An 18,585-nucleotide genomic window follows, 5' to 3' on the forward strand; every position below is an offset into this window, starting at 1 on the left:
GGATCTCCGACAACAATGACCCAAGCTCATCAAGCCACTCTCCTCGTCGAACTGCTGACCGAGGAACTGCCGCCGAAGGCCCTCGCGCGCCTGGGCGACGCATTCGCCGAAGGCATTGCGCAGCGCCTCGCCGCGCGCGACCTCATTGAAGGCGACCTGTCGTTCGAACGCTTCGCCACGCCGCGCCGTCTGGCCGTCACGATCAAGAACGTGCGCAGCGTCGCGCCCGAAAAGCAGGTGCGCGAAAAAGTGCTGCCGGTGTCGGTCGCGCTCGACGCCAATGGCCAGCCCACTGCGCCGCTCGCGAAGAAGCTCGCGGCGCTCGGCTTCCCCGACTTCCCCGTGGGCGACCTCGAACGCGCAGGCGAAGGCAAGAACGAAGCGCTGTACCTGAGCTACTCGGCGCCGGGCGCGACGCTCGCCGACGGCCTGCAAGCCGTGCTCGACGAAGCGCTCGCCAAGCTGCCGATCCCGAAGGTCATGAAGTACCAGCGCCCGGACGGCAGCGACGTGCAGTTCGTGCGCCCGGTGCATCGCCTGATCGCGCTGCACGGCGAGCAGATCGTGCCCGTGAGCGCGTTCGGCGTCGACGCCGGCGACACCACGCGCGGCCATCGCTTCCTGTCCGAAGGCCTCATCGCCATCACGCACGCCGACGACTACGCGCACACGCTGCAACACAAGGGCCGCGTGATCGCGAGCTATAGCGAGCGCCTCGACGCGATCCAGGCGCAACTCGCCGAACTGGCGGGCGACGACAAGGTCGTGATGCCGCAAGCGCTGCTCGACGAAGTGAATTCGCTGGTCGAATGGCCGGTGGTCTACGAATGCAAGTTCGAGGACGAGTTCCTGCAAGTGCCGCAGGAATGCCTGATCCTCACGATGCAGACGAACCAGAAGTACTTCGCGCTGACCGACGACCAGGGCCGACTGCGCTCGCGCTTCCTGATCGTTTCGAACATCGAGACGGCCACGCCCGTCGAGATCGTCGAAGGCAACGAGCGCGTCGTGCGCCCGCGCCTGGCCGACGCCAAGTTCTTCTTCGAGCAGGACAAGAAGAAGACGCTGGCCGACCGCGTGCCGCTGCTCGCCAACGTGGTCTATCACAACAAGCTCGGCTCGACGCTGCAGCGCGTGGAACGCCTTGAAGCGATCGCAGGCGCGATCGCCGGCATGTGCGGCGCCGATGTCGCGCTCGCGCAGCGTGGCGCGCGTCTGGCCAAGGCGGATCTCTTGACCGACATGGTCGGCGAATTCCCCGAGCTGCAAGGCACGATGGGCACCTACTACGCGCGCCACGACGGCGAAGCGGAAGAAGTGGCTGTCGCCTGCTCCGAGCACTACCAGCCGCGCTTCTCCGGCGACGAACTGCCGGGCACGCCGACGGGCACGATCGTCGCGCTCGCGGACAAGCTCGAAACGCTGGTTGGGATCTGGGGCATCGGTCTCGCGCCTACCGGCGAGAAAGACCCGTTCGCGCTGCGCCGTCATTCGCTGGGCGTGCTGCGTATCCTCGTCGAAAAGCAGTTGCCGCTCGACCTCGTCGAACTGCTGCGCACGACCTACGCGCAATTCGCGGGCATTGAAGCGGTGGCCGAATCGACCCAGGCGATCTACGAATTCTGCATGGATCGTCTGCGCGGCCAGCTGCGCGAGCGCGGCTATGCGGCCCAGGAAGTGGACGCCGTGCTGGCGCTGAACCCGACGCGCTTCGACGACGTCGTCGCGCGCCTGGACGCCGTGCGCGAATTCGCGGCGCTCAACGAAGCGGCTTCGCTCGCTGCAGCCAACAAGCGCATCTCGAACATCCTCAAGAAGTCCGAGGGTGCGGAAGACGGCGGCGTGCAGACCACGCTGCTCGTGGAAAACGCCGAAAAAGCGCTCTACGCGCAGCTCGAACAGGTCGCGCCGCGCGTGGAATCGCAACTGGCCGCACGCGAGTACACGGGCGCGCTCACCGCGCTCGCCGCACTGCGCGAAACCGTCGACACGTTCTTCAACGACGTGATGGTCAATGCCGAAGATCCGGCGCTGCGGGCCAACCGCCTCGCGCTGCTCAAGGCGCTGCATCGCCAGATGAACAGCGTGGCCGACATTTCGCGACTCGCGGCGTAATGGCCGTCGTGACACGACACCACTGACACGACACCATGCCGACCAGCTCCAGCCGTAAGCTCGTGATCCTCGACCGCGACGGCGTGATCAACGTCGATTCCGACGCCTTCATCAAGTCGCCGGACGAATGGGTCGCGCTGCCGGGCAGCCTCGAAGCGATCGCCCGCCTGAACCAGGCGGGTTATCGCGTCGCCGTCGCCACGAACCAGTCCGGCATTGGCCGTGGCCTGTTCGACACGACGGCGCTCAACGAAATGCACGCGAAGATGCACCGCCAGGCTGCAGCCGTGGGCGCGCGCATCGACGCGGTGTTTTTCTGCCCGCACACCTCGCAGGATCACTGCGACTGCCGCAAGCCCAAGCCCGGCATGTTGAAGATGATCGCCGACCGTTTCGAGATCGACCCGAACGAAACGCCCGTAGTGGGCGATTCGCTGCGCGACCTCGAAGCGGGCGCCGCGCTGGGCTGCCGTCCGCACCTCGTGCTGACCGGCAAGGGCCAGAAAACGCTCGCGGCGGGCGGCCTGCCCGAAGGCACGCAGATCCACAACGACCTGCGCGCCTTCGCGCTGGACTTCCTCTCCAACGAAGCGGCCTGACACCCACTCAGGCCGCCCCGCTCCCTCGACCGGTTCCCCGATGCGCTTCATCCGTTCACTGCTGCTGTTCATCTACCTGATCGTGTACACGATGCCGTACGCCACGGCGTGCTTCATCGCGTTTCCGTTCTTGAACGCCACGCGGCGCTACTGGATGGCGGTGGGCTGGTGCCGCTCGACGCTGTTCGTGTCGCGCTGGCTCGTCGGCATCAAGTACCGCATCGAGGGCATGGAGAACCTGCCCAACGGCCCCGCCGTGCTGCTCTCCAAGCACCAGTCGGCATGGGAGACGCTCGCGTTTCCCGCGCTGATGCCGCGGCCGCTGTGCTACGTGTTCAAGCGCGAGCTGATGTTCGTGCCGTTCTTCGGCTGGGCGCTGGGCATGCTGAAGATGGTTCACATCAACCGCAAGGAAGGCAAGAACGCGTTTGCTTCGGTGATCCGCCAGGGCAAGCTGCGCATGGCCGAAGGCGCGTGGGTCATCATGTTCCCCGAAGGCACGCGCATTCCGGTGGGCAAGACGGGCAAGTACAAGACGGGCGGCCCGCGCTTCGCCATCGAAACGGGCGCGCCGGTGGTGCCGATCGCGCACAACGCAGGCCACGTCTGGCCCCGTAACTCGTTCATGAAATATGCGGGTATAGTCACGGTGTCGATCGGCAAGCCCATCGACACCACGGGGCTCACGCCCGACGAAGTGAATACGCGCGTGGAAAACTGGATCGAAACCGAAATGCGCCGTATCGATCCGGACGCGTACCGCAATACGGATAGCAACGCGGTCAAGGCCGCGAAGATCTGACTGCCGGATTCTGGTCGGCGCTTTGGGTCGGTTTAGTCGGCATTTGATCGGCTTCGGCCAGCGCCTCTGGTCGGGTCTGACGGGCTATCCGCTGCGCGGGCGCACACGCCAACCCGCTCCCGACCTGACGATGCAGAAGTCCCCCTCGCCGCGACACGCCGCGGCGCTTGACCATCAACAACTCGATCTGCCGCTTTTTTCCGAGGCGCTGCAGTCGCCGGTGGTCGCCTCTCCCGCTCCTTTGGCGGGTTCCCCTTCGCCTTCGCCTGCTCCCTCGCCTGCTCCCGCTACGCTGTCGCCGGGCAGGTCGCCGCTCGCGCCCGATGGGTCGAAACTACGCACGCTCGAACTAGGCGCGCGCACGTTGCAGTATCGGCTCAAGCGTTCCTCGCGTAAGTCGATCGGGTTTGCGATCGATTCCAGCGGTCTCACGATTACCGCACCGCGCTGGGTGACCATCGCGGATATCGAGAACGCGATCGCCGAAAAGCAACGGTGGATTTTTTCGAAGCTGATTGAATGGCAGACGCGCGTCGAACAGCGCGCGCTGCCGAAGGTGGACTGGCGCGACGGGGCTGAGTTGCCTTATCTCGGCAAGCCCATGCGGGTACGGCTGGGCGCGGGTGCGCTGGCTTTTGATGAGGCGACCAGGGTGCTTTCGTTGCCCCTGCCGCCTCATGCGGACGCGCAGCAGATCAAGGATCGGGTTACCGGATGGTTGCAGGGCGAGGCTACACGGATCTTTGGCGAGCGGCTTGCGGTCTATGCTGCGCGGCTTGGGGTGACGTTTCGGTCGTATGCGCTTTCTTCGGCTATGACGAGGTGGGGCAGCTGTTCAAGCGAAGGGCGGATTCGGTTGAACTGGCGGTTGATTCACTTTCCGCTTTCGATTGTGGATTATGTCGTCGCGCATGAGCTCGCGCATTTGCGCGAGATGAACCATAGCCCGAGGTTCTGGCAGACGGTTGAGTCGATTTTTCCTGAATTCCGCGAGGCAAGGAAGCAGTTGAAGCAGCATCCGCCAGAGATGGTGCCGGGGATGTGAGGGGGCTTCGAACCGGCCTTGGTCTCTAGCTGATGATTGCTCAATTTAGGAATAGTATTATTGAATTGCAAACACCTCGCATGAGACGCTATCCGGTGGCTCCTACTTATGCGACCTTGCAATGATCTATATCTATCGGCTAGCAAACCTGCTCTTTCGCTTGCACATTCCCGTTGTTCCGTGGACTCTGAAAATCCTGAACCGGGTACTTTTCTCCGTCTCATTGCCACCTTCGGTTCGGGTTGGACGTAACGTCACGTTCGGTTATCAAGGGCTTGGCATCGTCGTTCATAAAGGCGCAAGCCTTGGATCGAACATCATTATTTCTCCCAACGTCGTCATTGGCGGAAAGGGAAAAGGTCGACCTGGCGCGCCGATTATCGAGGACGATGTAGTCATAGGCGCAGGCGCATGCGTCCTCGGTGCCGTTCGAATTGGTCGTGGCGCCACAATCGGCGCAAATTCCGTTGTACTTTCGGACGTCGCACCGGGTGCGACGGTGGTCGGGATACCGGCCAAAGAAATCATTCATAAATAGAAATGCGTTGAGGCCCAATTTACGGGCCTCATATTAATTTATAAATTGACGATGATTTAACTAGTAACCTTTAACATCTACATCACCAAAGTAAAGACTTCTCGCATTAACATCCGACGGCCTCGTCTTCCACCACCATTTATAAATTCCGATTTTAAAGTAAGCATCATTGTCGTTTTCGTATGCGTTTCCACATCCAGAACAATGAACAACCTTAATATCATTCATATATAAATCCGTGACCGCATCTCGCCCTGTACTATCCGGTCGATACAGCAATCTCCACCGAACAAGCCTTCCCTTATCGGCTTGCGGATTACCGAAGGTAAATACGTTGGCCTTCGCATCGCGAGCATTTCGAATCTCTACCTCGTATTTTCCGTCAACAAATCGGATGGAAAATGGCGGAGATCCTAGACCTGCATTCTTCCCCTGCAATATTTGGGAGAAAAGTTCGGGCTGCAATGAGTCAAATTTATAATCATCGGGTATCAATGTCGACCAGTTGACATCATAAGTCTTTCCTAGGGAATACCGAAATATCTTGGCAAATGCAATTTCCCCGCGAGGTGTACCATTTGCCACACCACTAAAATCATCACTTCGATGTACTACAACTTTCAGCATCGAGCGATGCTGAACAGGATTTTCGACAATCGATATCGCCCCTTGTGGAGCCTGAATAACCAAACGGGAATCAATCCCACCCCCCCAATCGCTACGATATATTTGTTCATATCGAGCACCCTCTTCACTACCCGCACAACTACACAGGCCTACAAAAAAGCCCATCAGGCCCCACAGATATTTTCTATTTTTTGCCATGATCCCTTCACGAAGATGACGCTGACTTCATTGATAGTCGTTCTTTAATCAGCATTAACGCGAATTTCCCGTTCGTTACCAGATATCGTCGCCACATTCTGCGTGGCTCCTGGATCACGCGAAACAGCCACTCCATCCCCCAGTTCTGCATCCATTTTGGAGCCCTCTGAACGACGCCCGCCATAACATCAAAAGTCCCACCAACTCCCATTACAAAATCAACCCCTAGCTCTCGCTGCCAACGATTGATAAATATTTCCTTTTTTGGCGAACTGATTGCCACGAAGAGAAGTTTTGCTCCACACGTGCGGATTTGATCAACCACGCTCTTCTCATCGCTCCAAAAATAACCATGGTGAGTACCCGCAATCTTTAACTCTGGGTGCCGGGTTACCAGCACAGCTGCGGTGCGTTTCACCACGTCGTCCGTACCTCCCAGAAAATAAACCGGGAACCCTCTAGTGGCCGCCAATGCAATCAATTTCTCAAAGAGATCCACACCGGCAACGCGCTCGGGTATATCGCGCCCTAAAAGACGGCCAGCCCAAACAACGCCCATTCCATCTATGTTGATAATGTCGCAATCACGCACAGAATCAGCCAGTTGCGTATCGCTTCTCATATTGACGATTTTTGCCACGTTGACCACTACATGTTGCGTGAATTGCCCACGCAATACGCGCTCATCAATTAGAGACAACGTTTCATCCATAGTCCCGGAATCCATGGGACACGAAAATAAATTAATCCGTTTCATTCTCATCCTCCCGGTATAAACCCGGAAAATCTGATAAATACGTCTTATGGCGTTACGCTCTTATAAATCTCAACTATTTCGCCAGCAACATCATCGGAAAAATATTTCAATTCGGCCAATCGAATTCGCCCTTTCGATCGAGCCTCACGCCCGAGTATCCGAGCAACAGCCTCGGCTAAAACTCCAGGATCACGACCATCAATCACCTCATTTCCGTCGCACCCTGTCAGTAACTGGCGTACATCGCCAACGTCAACGGTCACGATCGGTAAATTCATCGCCATCGCCTCTTTGATAGCCTGCGGAGATCCCTCCCGCTTTGAGGTCATGACAAGACAGTCCGCGCGATCAAGAAGATCTCTAACTTCGTGACGATCTAGTCCGTCAATATGCCTTTCTTCAATATTTATCAGATATTTACTGCTCAATATATTCGTTACATTCTTGAACAACTGATAATCCTTCTCGGGCCGCAATGGTGACGAAGGAAAAACAACTGTCTTGCATTGCCTCTTTACTGGTAATTTATCAGGTGATTCACGAAACAGGATCTCGTTAACTGCACACGGAATAACTCTACAGCGCGCTGAGGAATTTGAAATCTTTGATTTTATTTCTGCACTAACAGCAATAGAAATATCGGCAAATTTCGAAAATAGCAGAGATAATTGTCTCATCAACCCTGCACCCATTACATCCGAACCGTGAAATGTAATCACCACTGCGGCAGACGTCAGTTTTTTAACCAACGGTGCGGAGCATGCCGACAAACCGAAGTGATAATGAACGACATCGTATTTACCGTGCCAAACTCTCCAGACAATTGGAAATATACTTAAAAGATAAGCAAATTTCCCACGAAATCCATCGATCGAAAAAATATCAACAGTGCATGCCCTTGTACGTCCAATCGCTTCAACTTGTTCTTTGACAAAAATCCCTTGCGTCGAAGCATCCCGTCTCCGGCCAGGATACATATTCGTTACCAGCAATATTTTCAAGGCTGCACCCCCCGTTTATTCAGTATTATTTTTTTGCCTGCATCCATCTGATTACAGAGATACATGACCAGGAAAGCACAAAACACATATGACGGAGACAAAATCGCCAACGAAAAAGCATTGTCAAAAAGAAATGAAATAACTACAAACAACCATATTCTGTTTGACATAGCTCGCTGACCATACGTGACGACAAAGTAAAGCCACAGGGCTCCGCCAATCAGCCCCAACTCAACAAATAAGTGCGGGTAAAACGTGTCCGTTGTTTTCAATATCCCCCCCATGCCAAACCAGTTAAAATGATATTGAGCATAAAGAGGAGAGTTGTACTTAACGGAGGCAGGGCCACCAAAACCACCAAGTCCTTCACCCAACATGTTTCCATTCGTGAGGGACTCCCACATCACACGATACGACTCCGCACGAGCTGAATTCCCAGACGTGACATAGAAGGATATTTTTGACGCGGCAAGCCCCGTGATATTGTCAAGATAGCCCATAATAAAGGCGCCAATCAGTGCAAATATGACTATCAGAGGAAAAATATACGCTTTCCAACCGACCTTTTTAAATACAATCGGATATAAAGCAAGCACGACAAACAACTTAAATGAAAAACTAAGAAGCGCGAAGGATAAAAAAATTACTTTAAAAAATCCGTCCCGCTTCCCGCCTCTCAACGCGCACACGATCAGTGCGCAGAAATTCATAAAGCCAAATTCAGAGAAAAACCCGATCCAACCTTGAGCTCGAAGGTAAAGCCCCGAGTCGATTCTCACTGGAACCAGTAGAGGTAACTTAGCGACATAGGCTAAATAAAAATAACATTGGAAAATGTCGTTCGACAAAACCACTGCAACAAAAACCGAAACCAGTAAATTTATACGATCTCGATAAACATATAATGCAACTGTTATCGCAACCGGGAATATAAATCTCTGAAATTCCTCGACACCAGCAGACTCGTTGAACGAGCGCAACATCGCAACAATGAATACAAATAGCATCGGCCCGACGAGCAATATCCGTCTATGGAATCTTGGTCGCAAGATTACAGCAAGTCCGATGATTGCAAACGCAGCAATTTTTACAAACTGAGAATTATCATTCTGTATCGACAGCATCATGTCGGACACACAGAATGCTAAATACGCGAATGCGACAAGCCAAACACCAAGGGTTGGCAAGCTCATACGCATTGACAAGCCATGTCTTTTAACTTGATCGCGCATACAACACATCTATATAGCAAGGAGGAAGGTATTAATCTGATACTAATTTCGATTCATTTTTCGTGGCGACGGACAAGCGCGCACACACCAATAATTCCAATTTTCAGATATGCAATCAGATCTCGACGCATGATAATAATCAACACATACAGAGCAGCGATAATGATTTCCGACACCAGCAGCGAAGCTGCAGCGCCTTTAGCACCAAATCGCGGCGCACAAAATAGTGCTACAAGCACGTTAATCACGCCGCCGAAAAGCATAATCCCAGATCTTATTTTTTCTCCTCCGAAAGGGATCAACACTTGAAGCCCTATAAAGTACGAAAAATTACCAATGATCATGCACATCCCGAGAGTTCTCAGAACCGAAACAGCGCCTGAGTACGCATCTCCTAGAATGACGTTTGATATTTCACTGGCAAAGATACAAAGACCCACGACAAACACACTGGTAACAGCCTGAACAATGCAAAGCCCCAGGGCAGTCAATCTCGCCGACTCATCGCGTCGATCTCTGAACAATGCGTTGATTCTGGGGAAAAAGACCTGGTTGATCTGTGCTGGAACGATGTTTCCCGCATTTCTAATTTTGTCAGCGGCCGCAAAGACGCCAACTTGGTACGCACCAGACGTAGCGCCCAATATCAGCGTATTTGCTGTACTAAACAAACTGACCGATGCCGTTGCTACAAACATGCCGAATCCCTGAGCGAGGCGCATTCGTGCAGCACGCAGCGATATGTAAGGACGGGAAAGAACACCACTACGGTGTGCGACGACCATAGAAATTGCGGCTGCAACAAATGGACCGCTCGCCTGGATGAGTGCGGCCACCATGACGTCCTGTGGACGGCGCACAAAGATAAATGTGAGCGGCAGCATAAGGAGACGCGCTACGAGGACGACGATGGCCAAAAGCCGGAATCGCTCCAGCCCTTGCATCAGCCAATACATCGTGAACACATTGGCGACTACGGCTACCCAGGAGCACAGCACCACCGAAAGGTTGTCAGCCAATCGATGGTCAAAGGAAATAGCCAGCCCAAGTGCGCCAAGTGAGATCACGCACAGAATTGCTTTGCCAGAGATAATCGACCAGATCAACTCGTTCAGACGCACCGGATCGGCCCGAAACTCAACAACAGCGCGAGGGCCGCTAAGGTTGAATCCCCACTCCGTGAGAGTTGTTCCGTACGCGGCGATAGCAGTTGCGTATCCGAAAATGCCGAATTGGTGGGGGCCGAGAACTCGAGCCAGATACGGGAACGTAGCGAATGACATCGCATATGCCCCTAGCTGGAGTGCCATCATCGCGATGAAGTTGTGGCCGACTCCAGCCGCGGCTCTCCCGTCGCTCTTTTTCCCAATCGCCATTTTCATTTAATTCGAAACTGCTTTTGTGTAGCAGCGAGAGAGTTTCACTTGCTCCTCGCCACACGTGACAAGAACGCCCTTTAAATCAATTTCGAAACCGTACGCTCCATGGTTTTTCACTTCCCTACCCACGCGCCAACACCCCACGCGTATCAATCACCACCTTCGCCTGCAAGCGAACCGGATCGACCTGTTTGAACTGCGCGTGATCGACCAGAATCACGATCACATCGGCCTCGGCCAACGCGGTGCGCAGATCGCAAAGATGCAGCGCGCCCTGCAACCCACCCGGCAGCTCGCGAATATTCGGCTCCACCGCCACCACGTGGCCGGGAAAACGCTCAGCCAGCGTCCTCGCAATCTCCACAGCCGGGCTCTCGCGCAGATCGTCGATATTCGCCTTGAACGCGAGCCCCAGGCACGCGATCACCGGTTCCCGAAAGCGCTTTGCCGCACGCTCGACACGCTCGACCACCCAATGCGGCTTGTCGTCGTTCACGGTGCGCGCGGCGCGAATCAATCGCGCCTGCTCCGGCGCCGAATCGACGATGAACCACGGATCGACCGCAATGCAGTGGCCGCCCACACCCGGCCCCGGCTGCAGAATATTCACGCGGGGATGGCGGTTCGCCAGCTTGATCAGTTCCCAGACATTGATGTCGAGTCGATCGCAGATCAGCGAAAGCTCGTTGGCAAACGCGATATTCACGTCGCGAAACGAGTTCTCAGTGAGCTTGCACATTTCGGCCGTACGGGCGTCGGTGATGATGCATTCGCCGCGCACAAAGACCTGATAAAGCTCGCGCGCCGCGTCACTGCAGCGATCCGTCATGCCGCCGATCACCCGGTCGTTCTCCACCAGCTCGCGAATGACATGCCCCGGCAGCACACGCTCCGGGCAATGCGCGACGCGGATATCCGAGGCGTCGCCCATCTGTTGCGGGAAGGTGAGATCGGGGCGCATTTCGGCCATCCATTCGGCCATCTTCGCGGTCGCGCCCACCGGCGAGGTCGATTCGAGCACGACCAGGTCGCCCTTCTTCAGCACTGGCGCTACGGCGCGGCTTGCTGCTTCGATATAGGACAGATCCGGCTTGTGGCCTTCCGAGAACGGCGTAGGCACGGCGATGAGAAAAGCATCTGCTGGCTCGGGCGTCGTCGTGGCGCGCAGATGGCCCTGCGTCACTGCGGCGTGCACAAGCATGTCGAGTTCCGGCTCGACGATATGGATGGCGCCGCGATTGATCGTGTCCACAGCATGCTGGTTCACGTCCACGCCGATCACTTTCTTGCGACGCGCAGCAAATGCTGCCGCCGTCGGCAGACCGATGTATCCCAGCCCAACTACTGAAATCGTTTCGAAGTTCATGATGTCAATGTCCTGCTTGGTCGTTGGCTTTACGCGGCGCGCAAAGCAGATTGCCAGCGCGCGTTGAGCGCGTCTGCGATGCGCTCGCACGCCAGGCCGTCGCCGTACGGGTTATCGCCGCGGCACATCGCTGCATAGGTCGTGCTGTCTTCCAGCAGGCAGGCAACGCTGTCGACGATGGCGCGCACATCCGTGCCGACCAGTTGCACGACGCCGGCGTCGATGGCCTCTTGTCGTTCCGTGGTCTCACGCATCACGAGCACGGGCTTGCGCAGCGAAGGCGCCTCTTCCTGGATGCCGCCCGAGTCGGTCAGGATCAGCGTGGCGCGATCCATCAGGCTCACGAACGGCAGGTAGTCGAGCGGCTCGATCAGGTGGACGTTGGCGATGCCAGTCAGCAGGCGGTTCACCGGTTCGCGCACGCTCGGGTTCAGGTGCACGGGATAGACGATGTCGATGTCCGGATACGCGTTCGCGAGTTGTGCGAGCGCGGTGCAGATGCGCTCGAAGCCGTCGCCAAAGCTTTCGCGGCGGTGCCCCGTCACCAGCACGAGACGACGATTCGCGTCGAGGGCCGGCAAGACGCGCTGCGCTTCGTCGCGCAGCGCCGCATCGCTGGCAAGCCGCTCGCGCACGTGCAGCAACGCGTCGATCACCGTGTTGCCCGTCACGACGATCGATGCATCGCTCAGGCCTTCGGCAAGCAGGTTCTTGCGCGCGCGTTGTGTCGGCGCGAAATGGAGTGCTGCAAGCGCACCAGTGAGCTTGCGATTGGCCTCTTCGGGCCACGGTGACAGCAGGTTGCCGGTGCGCAACCCTGCTTCCACATGGCCAACGGATATGCGCTTGTAGAACGCGGCGAGCGTCGCCGCCATCGTCGTGGTCGTGTCGCCGTGCACCAGCACGATGTCGGGCTTCGCTTCGTTCAGCACGCTGCGCATGCCGGCCAGAATCGAGGTTGTCACGTCGTAGAGATCCTGGCCGCGCTTCATCACGTTCAGGTCGAAATCCGGCTCGATATCGAACAGCGCGAGCACCTGGTCGAGCATCTCGCGATGCTGGCCGGTCACGCAGACCTTGCAATCGATATTCGGATCGCGTTGCAGCTGCCGCACGAGCGGCGCCATCTTGATCGCTTCCGGTCGCGTACCAAATGTGAGGAGTACTTTCTGTTTCATTGTCGTGCTCTCTTACGGTCGGCCCGTGTGGGCCGAATGCTCCGCTTTAATCGGGCTTCTTCCGGTAGTCGGAATAAGCGCCGTACGTCGCGCCGCGTTGCGGCACGTCAGTCAGCAGTACGCCGTCCACACCAACGCCTGCGCTGGAAAGATGGCGCGTGGTTTCGCGCAGTTCCGCTGCCGAGTGCTCGCCGTAACGCACGACCATCAGCGTCGCGCCAGCTTCCTTGCCGATCAGCACCGGATCGGTCACCGCCAGCACCGGCGGCGAATCGATAATCACCATGTCATAGGACGCTGCGAGCGTCTTGAGCGTCGCGGAGAAGTGCTCGCGCAGCAGCAGTTCGGAAGGACGATCCGGCGTCATGCCTGCCATCATGACGTCGAGATTCGGCAATACCTGGCGATGGATGACGGTGCCCGGCTCGCGGCCGGTCAGCACCTCGGCAAGACCGGGTTTGCTGTTGATCGAGAAGTACGAGTGCACGTTGCCGCGCCGCATGTCGGCGTCGATCAAGAGGATGCGCTTGCCGGTCGCGGCCAGCACGGTCGCAAGGTTCACGGAGACGAAAGACTTGCCCACGCCGGGGCGCGGCCCCGTGATCATGACGATGTTGTTCTCGGGCTTGAGCACGCCAAACTGCAATGCTGTGCGCAGACTGCGCAGCCCCTCGACAGCCACATCGTCCGGGAACACGGCCGCCAGCACGCCAGGCTTCGACGGGTTGCGGCGCACCGATTGTTCGAGCGTGATCTGCTTGTCGCTGTGCGAGATGATCGCGTAGACCGGCACCTCGATGGCGTGCTCGATGTCCGCCGGGCTTTCCAGACCGCGATTGAGCATGCGGCGGCCAAGTGCAATCGCGCAACCGATCAGCAGGCCCAGCGCGGCAGCCAGCGGAATCACAAGAATCTTCTTCGGCCGCACGGGGTCTTCGGGCACCACGGCGAAGTCCACCGTGCGCACGTTGCCGAGCTGGCCCGCCTTCAGCACGCGCAATTGCTGCGTGCTGTCGAGCAGCTTCATGTAGAGATCCGTGTTGACCTTGACGTCGCGCATCAGGCGCAATGCCTCCTGTTGCGTCTGCGGCAGGCCGCTCACCTGGCTCTCGTACTGATCCTGCTGATGTTCGAGCTCCGCGATGCGCGCATTGATCGCCGCGACGGCGGGATGCGACGGCGTGTAGCGCTGCACGAGATCGGCACGCTGCTGCTGCAGTTCGGTGAGATGCGATTTCGTATCGACGACGGACTGCAGCAGAAGCTTGCCCTGCGTATCGAGATCGATCGCACCGGACTTTTCGCGGAACGCGTTGTAGCGCGCCTCGGATTGGTCGAGGTCTGCGCGCAGCTGGGGCAACTGGTCGCCGAGGAAGCTGAGCATCTGCTGCGCTTGTGCCGACTTGCGGTCGACGTTGCGCTGCACGTAGAGGCTCGAAATCATGTTGATGGTGGCGGTGATGCGCTGTGCGTCCGTGCCATCCAGCTTGACCCCGATGATGCCCGATTGCTTGGTCTTCTCCGCAATATCCAGCGTCTTCTGGAGTTCGTCGACGGTGCGCTGGGTCGAGTAGCGCTTCAGGTCGAAGCGCGTACCGGCTCTCGCCAGGAGCGACGAAACGTTCACCAGGACAGGCCCCGCCGCGGTCGAGCCAGCCGCCGCCTCCCCGACCTTCGCGCGCACGATGATGGTGCCGTCCGGGTCGGTGAGTTCATAGCGCTCGCCATCCAGCGCACGCAGGCTGAAGGTCTTTTCACGCAATTCGGCGGGAACGTCGAATTGCGACACGTTGATGCGCTCGCCGCCCCACGCAAAACTGTTCATGCCGAGCAACGGCGCGGCGATACCGTTTGCGCCCTGCGAACGACGGGCAATTGCCGCGCCGATCAACGGGAAAGTATGCGGCTTCGCGCTCACGTCCAGATGCAGACGATCGACCGTCTCGCTCACCACCGTGCGCGAGCGGATCAGTTCGATTTCAGCGTCCGCCGTGGCCTTGTTCTGAAACAGCGACGCCAGGTCGCCGAGCTTGTCGTTGATCGAACCGGCGCCCGAATCGTCATCCACCTGGATCATCGCGTCCGCGCGATACACAGGCGTCCCTATCACGGCATACGTCGTACCGAGCAGCAGCACGCACGCAGCGACAAGAGCAATCAGTTTCCAGCTTTCACGCAGTACTCCGAAGACTTCGGAGAGGTCGATTTCATCGTCGTCCGGCTTTTCTGCCGCACGGTTTTGCTTAAGTAGATTCATGATTCAGTGAGCCATTCCTGCCAATACGCCACGCCAGTGCGCGACGCCGTGCTCGATTTGCGCGAACGCCAGTTCGAATGCCGCGCGGTGGCGGCGATAGGGATCCACGACGTCGATGCCGTCGTTTTCGCTGAGCCGATACACCTTGCCGCGCACGTACGGCCACGCCTGCTCGATCTGCTCGCGCTGGGTTTTCGTCATCGTCAGGATGAGGTCGGCCTCGCGAACCTGCGCCGCAGTAAGGGCCGTGGCGACGTGAGCTTCGAGCGCCACGCCGCGCTCACGCGCCATTTCCAGCACTTGCGGATCTGCGCCCTCGCCCACGAGCGCATGCGTGCCCGCCGAGCTGAAGTCAATTTCCGGCAATTCGCGTGCGAGCATCGCGCAGGCAAGCGGGCTACGGCAGATATTGCCTTCGCAAACAACCAGGACTCGATCGATCATTTCGCCACCAATCCCGCGGTCAAACCGGCGTTGATAGCCGGAATCAGCAACGTCAGCACGCGGTTGAAGCGGACGAGGCCATTGCCGTCGACGTACACGACATCCTTCGGCTGAAGATCGAATTCCTTTGCAACCAGCATCGCCACTGGCGAGCGTCCGTCGAGATGGAACACTTGGGGCGTGCCGCTCAGCGAGCCGCGAATCACGAACATCTGTGCGGCGTCAGCCGTCGACGAATTGACGCTGCCTGCCTGCGCGATCGCATCGGCCAGCGTGATACGGCCCGTGCGGCGCGGAATCGCGGACAGGGGCTTGTTGACCTCGCCCATGACATAGACGTCGTTTTCGTCGCGCGCCACCACGCGCAGCAGGTCGCCGGGCCGCAGGTACAGCCGCGACGGGCTCACGCCGCTCGCCAGCATCTGCGTGAGGTTGATGCGGTGGGACTCGCCGTCGCGCACGAGCACGAGATCGCTCTGGTCGGCCGTATCCGCAAACCCGCCCGCGCGAGAGATCGCCTCATAAAGCGACATTGGCACGTCGTTGACGGCGACCACGCCAGGCGTGCGCACTTCGCCGTCCACATAGACCTCATGCGCGCGGTAAGACGCCATGCGCACCGTCACCTGCGGCTTGACGAAGTACTTGCCGAGCGCCGACGTCAAACGCCGCTGCACTTCCTCCGGACGCAGTCCGGCCACATGCATCGTTCCGGCGTAGGGGAACGACAAATCGCCCGACTGATCGACGGTGAAGCCCGAGAAGGGATCGCCCGGACGCGTCGAAGACTGCGACTGGGACGCCCCCATCGCCGAAGCGATTTCCGGGTGATCCCAGACGACGATCTGAAGCACGTCGCCCGCGCCGATCACGTAAGGCTGCGGTGCGCCCGAGAGCAGCTTGACCTGCTCCTTCTGCTTCTCAAGGCGCGCGTCCTGCATCTGGCGCACGGCCGCGACGTCGAGTTCGGTGATCGGGACTTCCGGCGTAGCGGGCGTTGCATTGGCCACCTGCGTCGAAGCGACCGTGCCCGCCGCGTCCGTAGTCGTGGCGGCGGACGTCGCCATACGCATACCAGGCGCCACCGCACATGCCCCTAGCAGCGAGCACAGCGCAACCGTAACGCTCGCACTGGAAATCCGAAGGAGTCCTTGTCGATGTGGAGTTTGCGTCGTATTACCAAACGGCATTTTTGTTCGTTTCAACACTTCTGCGTTCCAGCTATTCAATAGGCGTTGCGATGAACCAGTCCCTTGAAAATCGTCGCCATGACGATTCGCATGTCGAGCCCGAAAGACCAGTTGCTGAGGTAATAGAGATCGTGTTCGACGCGGCCCTGCATCTTTTCGATGTGATCGGTCTCGCCGCGGAATCCATTCACCTGCGCCCAGCCCGTGATGCCAGGCTTGATGCGATAGCGGTGGATATAGCCGTCCACGATGTTCTGATAGAGCGTGTCGTGCTCGATGGCGTGCGGACGCGGCCCCACGACCGACATTTCGCCGCGCAGTACGTTGAAGAACTGCGGCAGTTCGTCCAGGCTCGTCTTGCGCAGGAACGCGCCCACGCGTGTAATGCGCGGATCGTTGCGCGTCGCCTGCTTGATGACGCCTGGCGCCGGCGCATGCACGCGCATGCTGCGGAATTTGTAGATGCGAAACACCTTGCCGTTGGCGCCCATGCGTCGCTGCGTGAACAGCACCGGTCCGCGCGACGTCAGCTTGATCGACAGCGCAACGGCAAGCAGCACGGGCGAGATCGCCAGCACCGCGAGGAACGCGAAGATGCGGTCGAACACGTCCTTCTGCGCGAGCGCATCCGACGAAAGCGGCGAACCCACCAGATTGATCGCCGACGTGCCGTCGAGATTCACCATTTCGCCGTCGAACAGCGCAAGGCCGCTCACATCCGGGATGAAACGGATGTTGAGGAGGTCGTTACGGAACAGCTCGGTAAATTCGAGGATGGTCTTTTCCTCGGACAGCGGCAGGGCAAGCCAGAGTTCGTCGATGCTGTAGCGGCGCACGAACGCCGCAAAGCCTTCCCGATCGCGAAACGCCGGAGCGCTGCCGGGCGCCGAGGCCAGCGCCGAACCCGTGTCGAAAATCGCGGCCACCTGGTACAGCGAGTCATCGGCGGTTTCGACTTTGCGCAGCAATTGCCGGCAGTGTGCGCCGCTACCGACGATCGCGACCGAGCAGGCGCTGCCAGCCTGATCCGCGCGCCGCAAGCTAAGCGCCGAGACAAGCAGTCTGCACGCGATGATTCCCAGGCCGGAGAACAATGCCCACTCGGAAAACCATGCGCTGGACGGCGCGTAGCTGCGATGCAGCGTGCAGACGAGCAGCGCGGCCGCACCCAGCACGCCCAGCCAGACGACGCCCGGCGCGAAGATGCAACGCCAGACGAGATGGCGCCGCATGGTGCGATACATGCCAAACACGGGAAAGGCGACGAATGCGAAGAGCAAGGCGAACGCCACCATCGCGCTGTCGTATCCGGTCTGGCCAGGCAGTCCGCGCGACGGCGTGGCGATCTGCGCCCCAACGAAGATGATCAACAGATCCAGCAAGCGGGCGAACAGCTTGCCATTGGGCGGCGGCGCACTGGAATCGATCTGGCTGGGCAGATTGACAGGACGTGTTGTTTCGTCGGATGCCGACATGTCTGCATCGGCGTGCAAATGCTGTGGCGCGGCGGTCATCGTCCGACGACGGCGCAAAGCAGACGATTCATTCGAGGAATTTCCGGCCAAGCTACACACCCATGCACGTCGAGGACAAAAGATGCCCAGGTTGAAGAAGGAGGAGTCATTTGCATGCTGCTCACGGATGAGCCCGAGGAAGTCGCATCAAGCCCGAACCGGGATTGTGATTTTCTCCACTGCGAATACCGCGATGCGAAGTCTCGCCCTATCGCGCGATATCGCATATAGGAACAGTCCGAAATACGAGAAGGACGTAAGGTTTAGATGCTCATGCGCATATCCAGAAATTTTCTGTGCGATGCGACGGGCAAAGGCTTTGGTCGTTCCGGCACGTCTTTAA

At 58.3% G+C, this 18,585-nt stretch carries 16 protein-coding genes; 5 read left to right on the top strand and 11 right to left on the bottom strand.

All coding sequences use genetic code 11. The features are described 5' to 3' along the window. Positions 1-15: 15 nt before the first annotated feature. The 5 genes from glyS to BBA01S_RS45930 all read left to right on the top strand — a co-directional run bounded on the left by glyS (position 16) and on the right by BBA01S_RS45930 (position 5,099). On the top strand, positions 16-2,115 hold the full coding sequence (gene glyS / locus BBA01S_RS19360; protein ID WP_027817905.1) for a glycine--tRNA ligase subunit beta: 2,100 nt from the start codon (positions 16-18) through the stop codon (positions 2,113-2,115). A 35-nt stretch (positions 2,116-2,150) separates the two neighbouring features. Next, entirely contained in the window at positions 2,151-2,714 is a 564-nt protein-coding gene (gene gmhB / locus BBA01S_RS19365; RefSeq protein ID WP_027817906.1) for a D-glycero-beta-D-manno-heptose 1,7-bisphosphate 7-phosphatase, read from the top strand. A 40-nt stretch (positions 2,715-2,754) separates the two neighbouring features. Continuing rightward, positions 2,755-3,516 (top strand): lysophospholipid acyltransferase family protein, encoded by a 762-nt coding sequence (locus BBA01S_RS19370; protein WP_027817907.1) that lies wholly within the window; start codon positions 2,755-2,757, stop codon positions 3,514-3,516. A gap of 130 nt (positions 3,517-3,646) precedes the next feature. Next, positions 3,647-4,561 carry a M48 family metallopeptidase gene (locus tag BBA01S_RS19375; protein WP_027817908.1) on the top strand — a complete coding sequence of 305 codons (915 nt, stop codon included), beginning with the start codon at positions 3,647-3,649 and terminating at the stop codon, positions 4,559-4,561. 121 nt (positions 4,562-4,682) lie between these two features. Further along, complete coding sequence (locus BBA01S_RS45930; protein WP_084162325.1) at positions 4,683-5,099, top strand: serine O-acetyltransferase; 417 nt, start codon at positions 4,683-4,685, stop codon at positions 5,097-5,099. 60 nt (positions 5,100-5,159) lie between these two features. On the opposite strand, the gene BBA01S_RS45935 is transcribed toward BBA01S_RS45930, so the two are convergent. The 11 genes from BBA01S_RS45935 to BBA01S_RS19420 form a co-directional block, all read right to left on the bottom strand. Next, the gene (locus BBA01S_RS45935) at positions 5,160-5,924 is read right to left on the bottom strand and encodes a heparin lyase I family protein (RefSeq protein ID WP_084162327.1); all 765 of its coding nucleotides are present in this window, start codon (positions 5,922-5,924) and stop codon (positions 5,160-5,162) included. Positions 5,925-5,931: 7 nt separating this feature from the next. Continuing rightward, on the bottom strand, positions 5,932-6,636 hold the full coding sequence (locus tag BBA01S_RS19380; protein ID WP_322787832.1) for a WecB/TagA/CpsF family glycosyltransferase: 705 nt from the start codon (positions 6,634-6,636) through the stop codon (positions 5,932-5,934). 89 nt (positions 6,637-6,725) lie between these two features. Continuing rightward, complete coding sequence (locus BBA01S_RS45940; protein ID WP_156965995.1) at positions 6,726-7,682, bottom strand: glycosyltransferase; 957 nt, start codon at positions 7,680-7,682, stop codon at positions 6,726-6,728. Then, positions 7,679-8,914, bottom strand: coding sequence for a hypothetical protein (locus BBA01S_RS41825; protein ID WP_156965996.1), 1,236 nt, complete (start codon positions 8,912-8,914; stop codon positions 7,679-7,681). The genes BBA01S_RS45940 and BBA01S_RS41825 overlap by 4 nt, the downstream gene beginning before the upstream one ends. A gap of 53 nt (positions 8,915-8,967) precedes the next feature. Next, positions 8,968-10,296 (bottom strand): flippase, encoded by a 1,329-nt coding sequence (locus BBA01S_RS41830; RefSeq protein WP_042297545.1) that lies wholly within the window; start codon positions 10,294-10,296, stop codon positions 8,968-8,970. A 118-nt stretch (positions 10,297-10,414) separates the two neighbouring features. After that, a complete protein-coding gene (wecC, locus tag BBA01S_RS19395; protein ID WP_027817910.1) occupies positions 10,415-11,659 on the bottom strand; it encodes a UDP-N-acetyl-D-mannosamine dehydrogenase in 1,245 nt (414 codons plus the stop codon). Positions 11,660-11,688: 29 nt separating this feature from the next. Continuing rightward, a complete protein-coding gene (wecB, locus tag BBA01S_RS19400) occupies positions 11,689-12,837 on the bottom strand; it encodes a non-hydrolyzing UDP-N-acetylglucosamine 2-epimerase (protein WP_027817911.1) in 1,149 nt (382 codons plus the stop codon). A gap of 46 nt (positions 12,838-12,883) precedes the next feature. Next, positions 12,884-15,094, bottom strand: coding sequence for a polysaccharide biosynthesis tyrosine autokinase (locus BBA01S_RS19405; RefSeq protein ID WP_027817912.1), 2,211 nt, complete (start codon positions 15,092-15,094; stop codon positions 12,884-12,886). Between the two features lie 3 nt (positions 15,095-15,097). After that, complete coding sequence (locus tag BBA01S_RS19410) at positions 15,098-15,538, bottom strand: low molecular weight protein-tyrosine-phosphatase (protein WP_027817913.1); 441 nt, start codon at positions 15,536-15,538, stop codon at positions 15,098-15,100. Beyond that, positions 15,535-16,605: a polysaccharide biosynthesis/export family protein gene (locus BBA01S_RS19415; protein WP_027817914.1), complete on the bottom strand. Its 1,071-nt coding sequence runs from the start codon at positions 16,603-16,605 to the stop codon at positions 15,535-15,537. The genes BBA01S_RS19410 and BBA01S_RS19415 overlap by 4 nt, the downstream gene beginning before the upstream one ends. A 158-nt stretch (positions 16,606-16,763) precedes the next feature. Next, complete coding sequence (locus tag BBA01S_RS19420; RefSeq protein ID WP_084162349.1) at positions 16,764-18,203, bottom strand: undecaprenyl-phosphate glucose phosphotransferase; 1,440 nt, start codon at positions 18,201-18,203, stop codon at positions 16,764-16,766. Between the last annotated feature and the right edge of the window lie 382 nt (positions 18,204-18,585).

This window comes from Paraburkholderia bannensis NBRC 103871 (assembly GCF_000685015.1).
In the GTDB taxonomy this organism is placed as follows: Bacteria; Pseudomonadota; Gammaproteobacteria; order Burkholderiales; family Burkholderiaceae; genus Paraburkholderia; species Paraburkholderia bannensis.

Excerpts from the sequence above, each read along its gene's own strand:
- BBA01S_RS19415 (WP_027817914.1), bottom strand. The coding sequence starts at position 16,605 with ATGGCGACGTCCGCCGCCACGACTACGGACGCGGCGGGCACGGTCGCT.
- BBA01S_RS19370 (WP_027817907.1), top strand. The coding sequence starts at position 2,755 with ATGCGCTTCATCCGTTCACTGCTGCTGTTCATCTACCTGATCGTGTAC.
- glyS (WP_027817905.1), top strand. The coding sequence starts at position 16 with ATGACCCAAGCTCATCAAGCCACTCTCCTCGTCGAACTGCTGACCGAG.
- BBA01S_RS19380 (WP_322787832.1), bottom strand. The coding sequence starts at position 6,636 with ATGGATGAAACGTTGTCTCTAATTGATGAGCGCGTATTGCGTGGGCAA.
- BBA01S_RS19420 (WP_084162349.1), bottom strand. The coding sequence starts at position 18,203 with ATGTCGGCATCCGACGAAACAACACGTCCTGTCAATCTGCCCAGCCAG.
- wecB (WP_027817911.1), bottom strand. The coding sequence starts at position 12,837 with ATGAAACAGAAAGTACTCCTCACATTTGGTACGCGACCGGAAGCGATC.
- BBA01S_RS45930 (WP_084162325.1), top strand. The coding sequence starts at position 4,683 with ATGATCTATATCTATCGGCTAGCAAACCTGCTCTTTCGCTTGCACATT.
- BBA01S_RS41830 (WP_042297545.1), bottom strand. The coding sequence starts at position 10,296 with ATGAAAATGGCGATTGGGAAAAAGAGCGACGGGAGAGCCGCGGCTGGA.
- wecC (WP_027817910.1), bottom strand. The coding sequence starts at position 11,659 with ATGAACTTCGAAACGATTTCAGTAGTTGGGCTGGGATACATCGGTCTG.
- gmhB (WP_027817906.1), top strand. The coding sequence starts at position 2,151 with ATGCCGACCAGCTCCAGCCGTAAGCTCGTGATCCTCGACCGCGACGGC.
- BBA01S_RS19375 (WP_027817908.1), top strand. The coding sequence starts at position 3,647 with ATGCAGAAGTCCCCCTCGCCGCGACACGCCGCGGCGCTTGACCATCAA.
- BBA01S_RS41825 (WP_156965996.1), bottom strand. The coding sequence starts at position 8,914 with ATGCGCGATCAAGTTAAAAGACATGGCTTGTCAATGCGTATGAGCTTG.
- BBA01S_RS19410 (WP_027817913.1), bottom strand. The coding sequence starts at position 15,538 with ATGATCGATCGAGTCCTGGTTGTTTGCGAAGGCAATATCTGCCGTAGC.
- BBA01S_RS45935 (WP_084162327.1), bottom strand. The coding sequence starts at position 5,924 with ATGGCAAAAAATAGAAAATATCTGTGGGGCCTGATGGGCTTTTTTGTA.
- BBA01S_RS19405 (WP_027817912.1), bottom strand. The coding sequence starts at position 15,094 with ATGAATCTACTTAAGCAAAACCGTGCGGCAGAAAAGCCGGACGACGAT.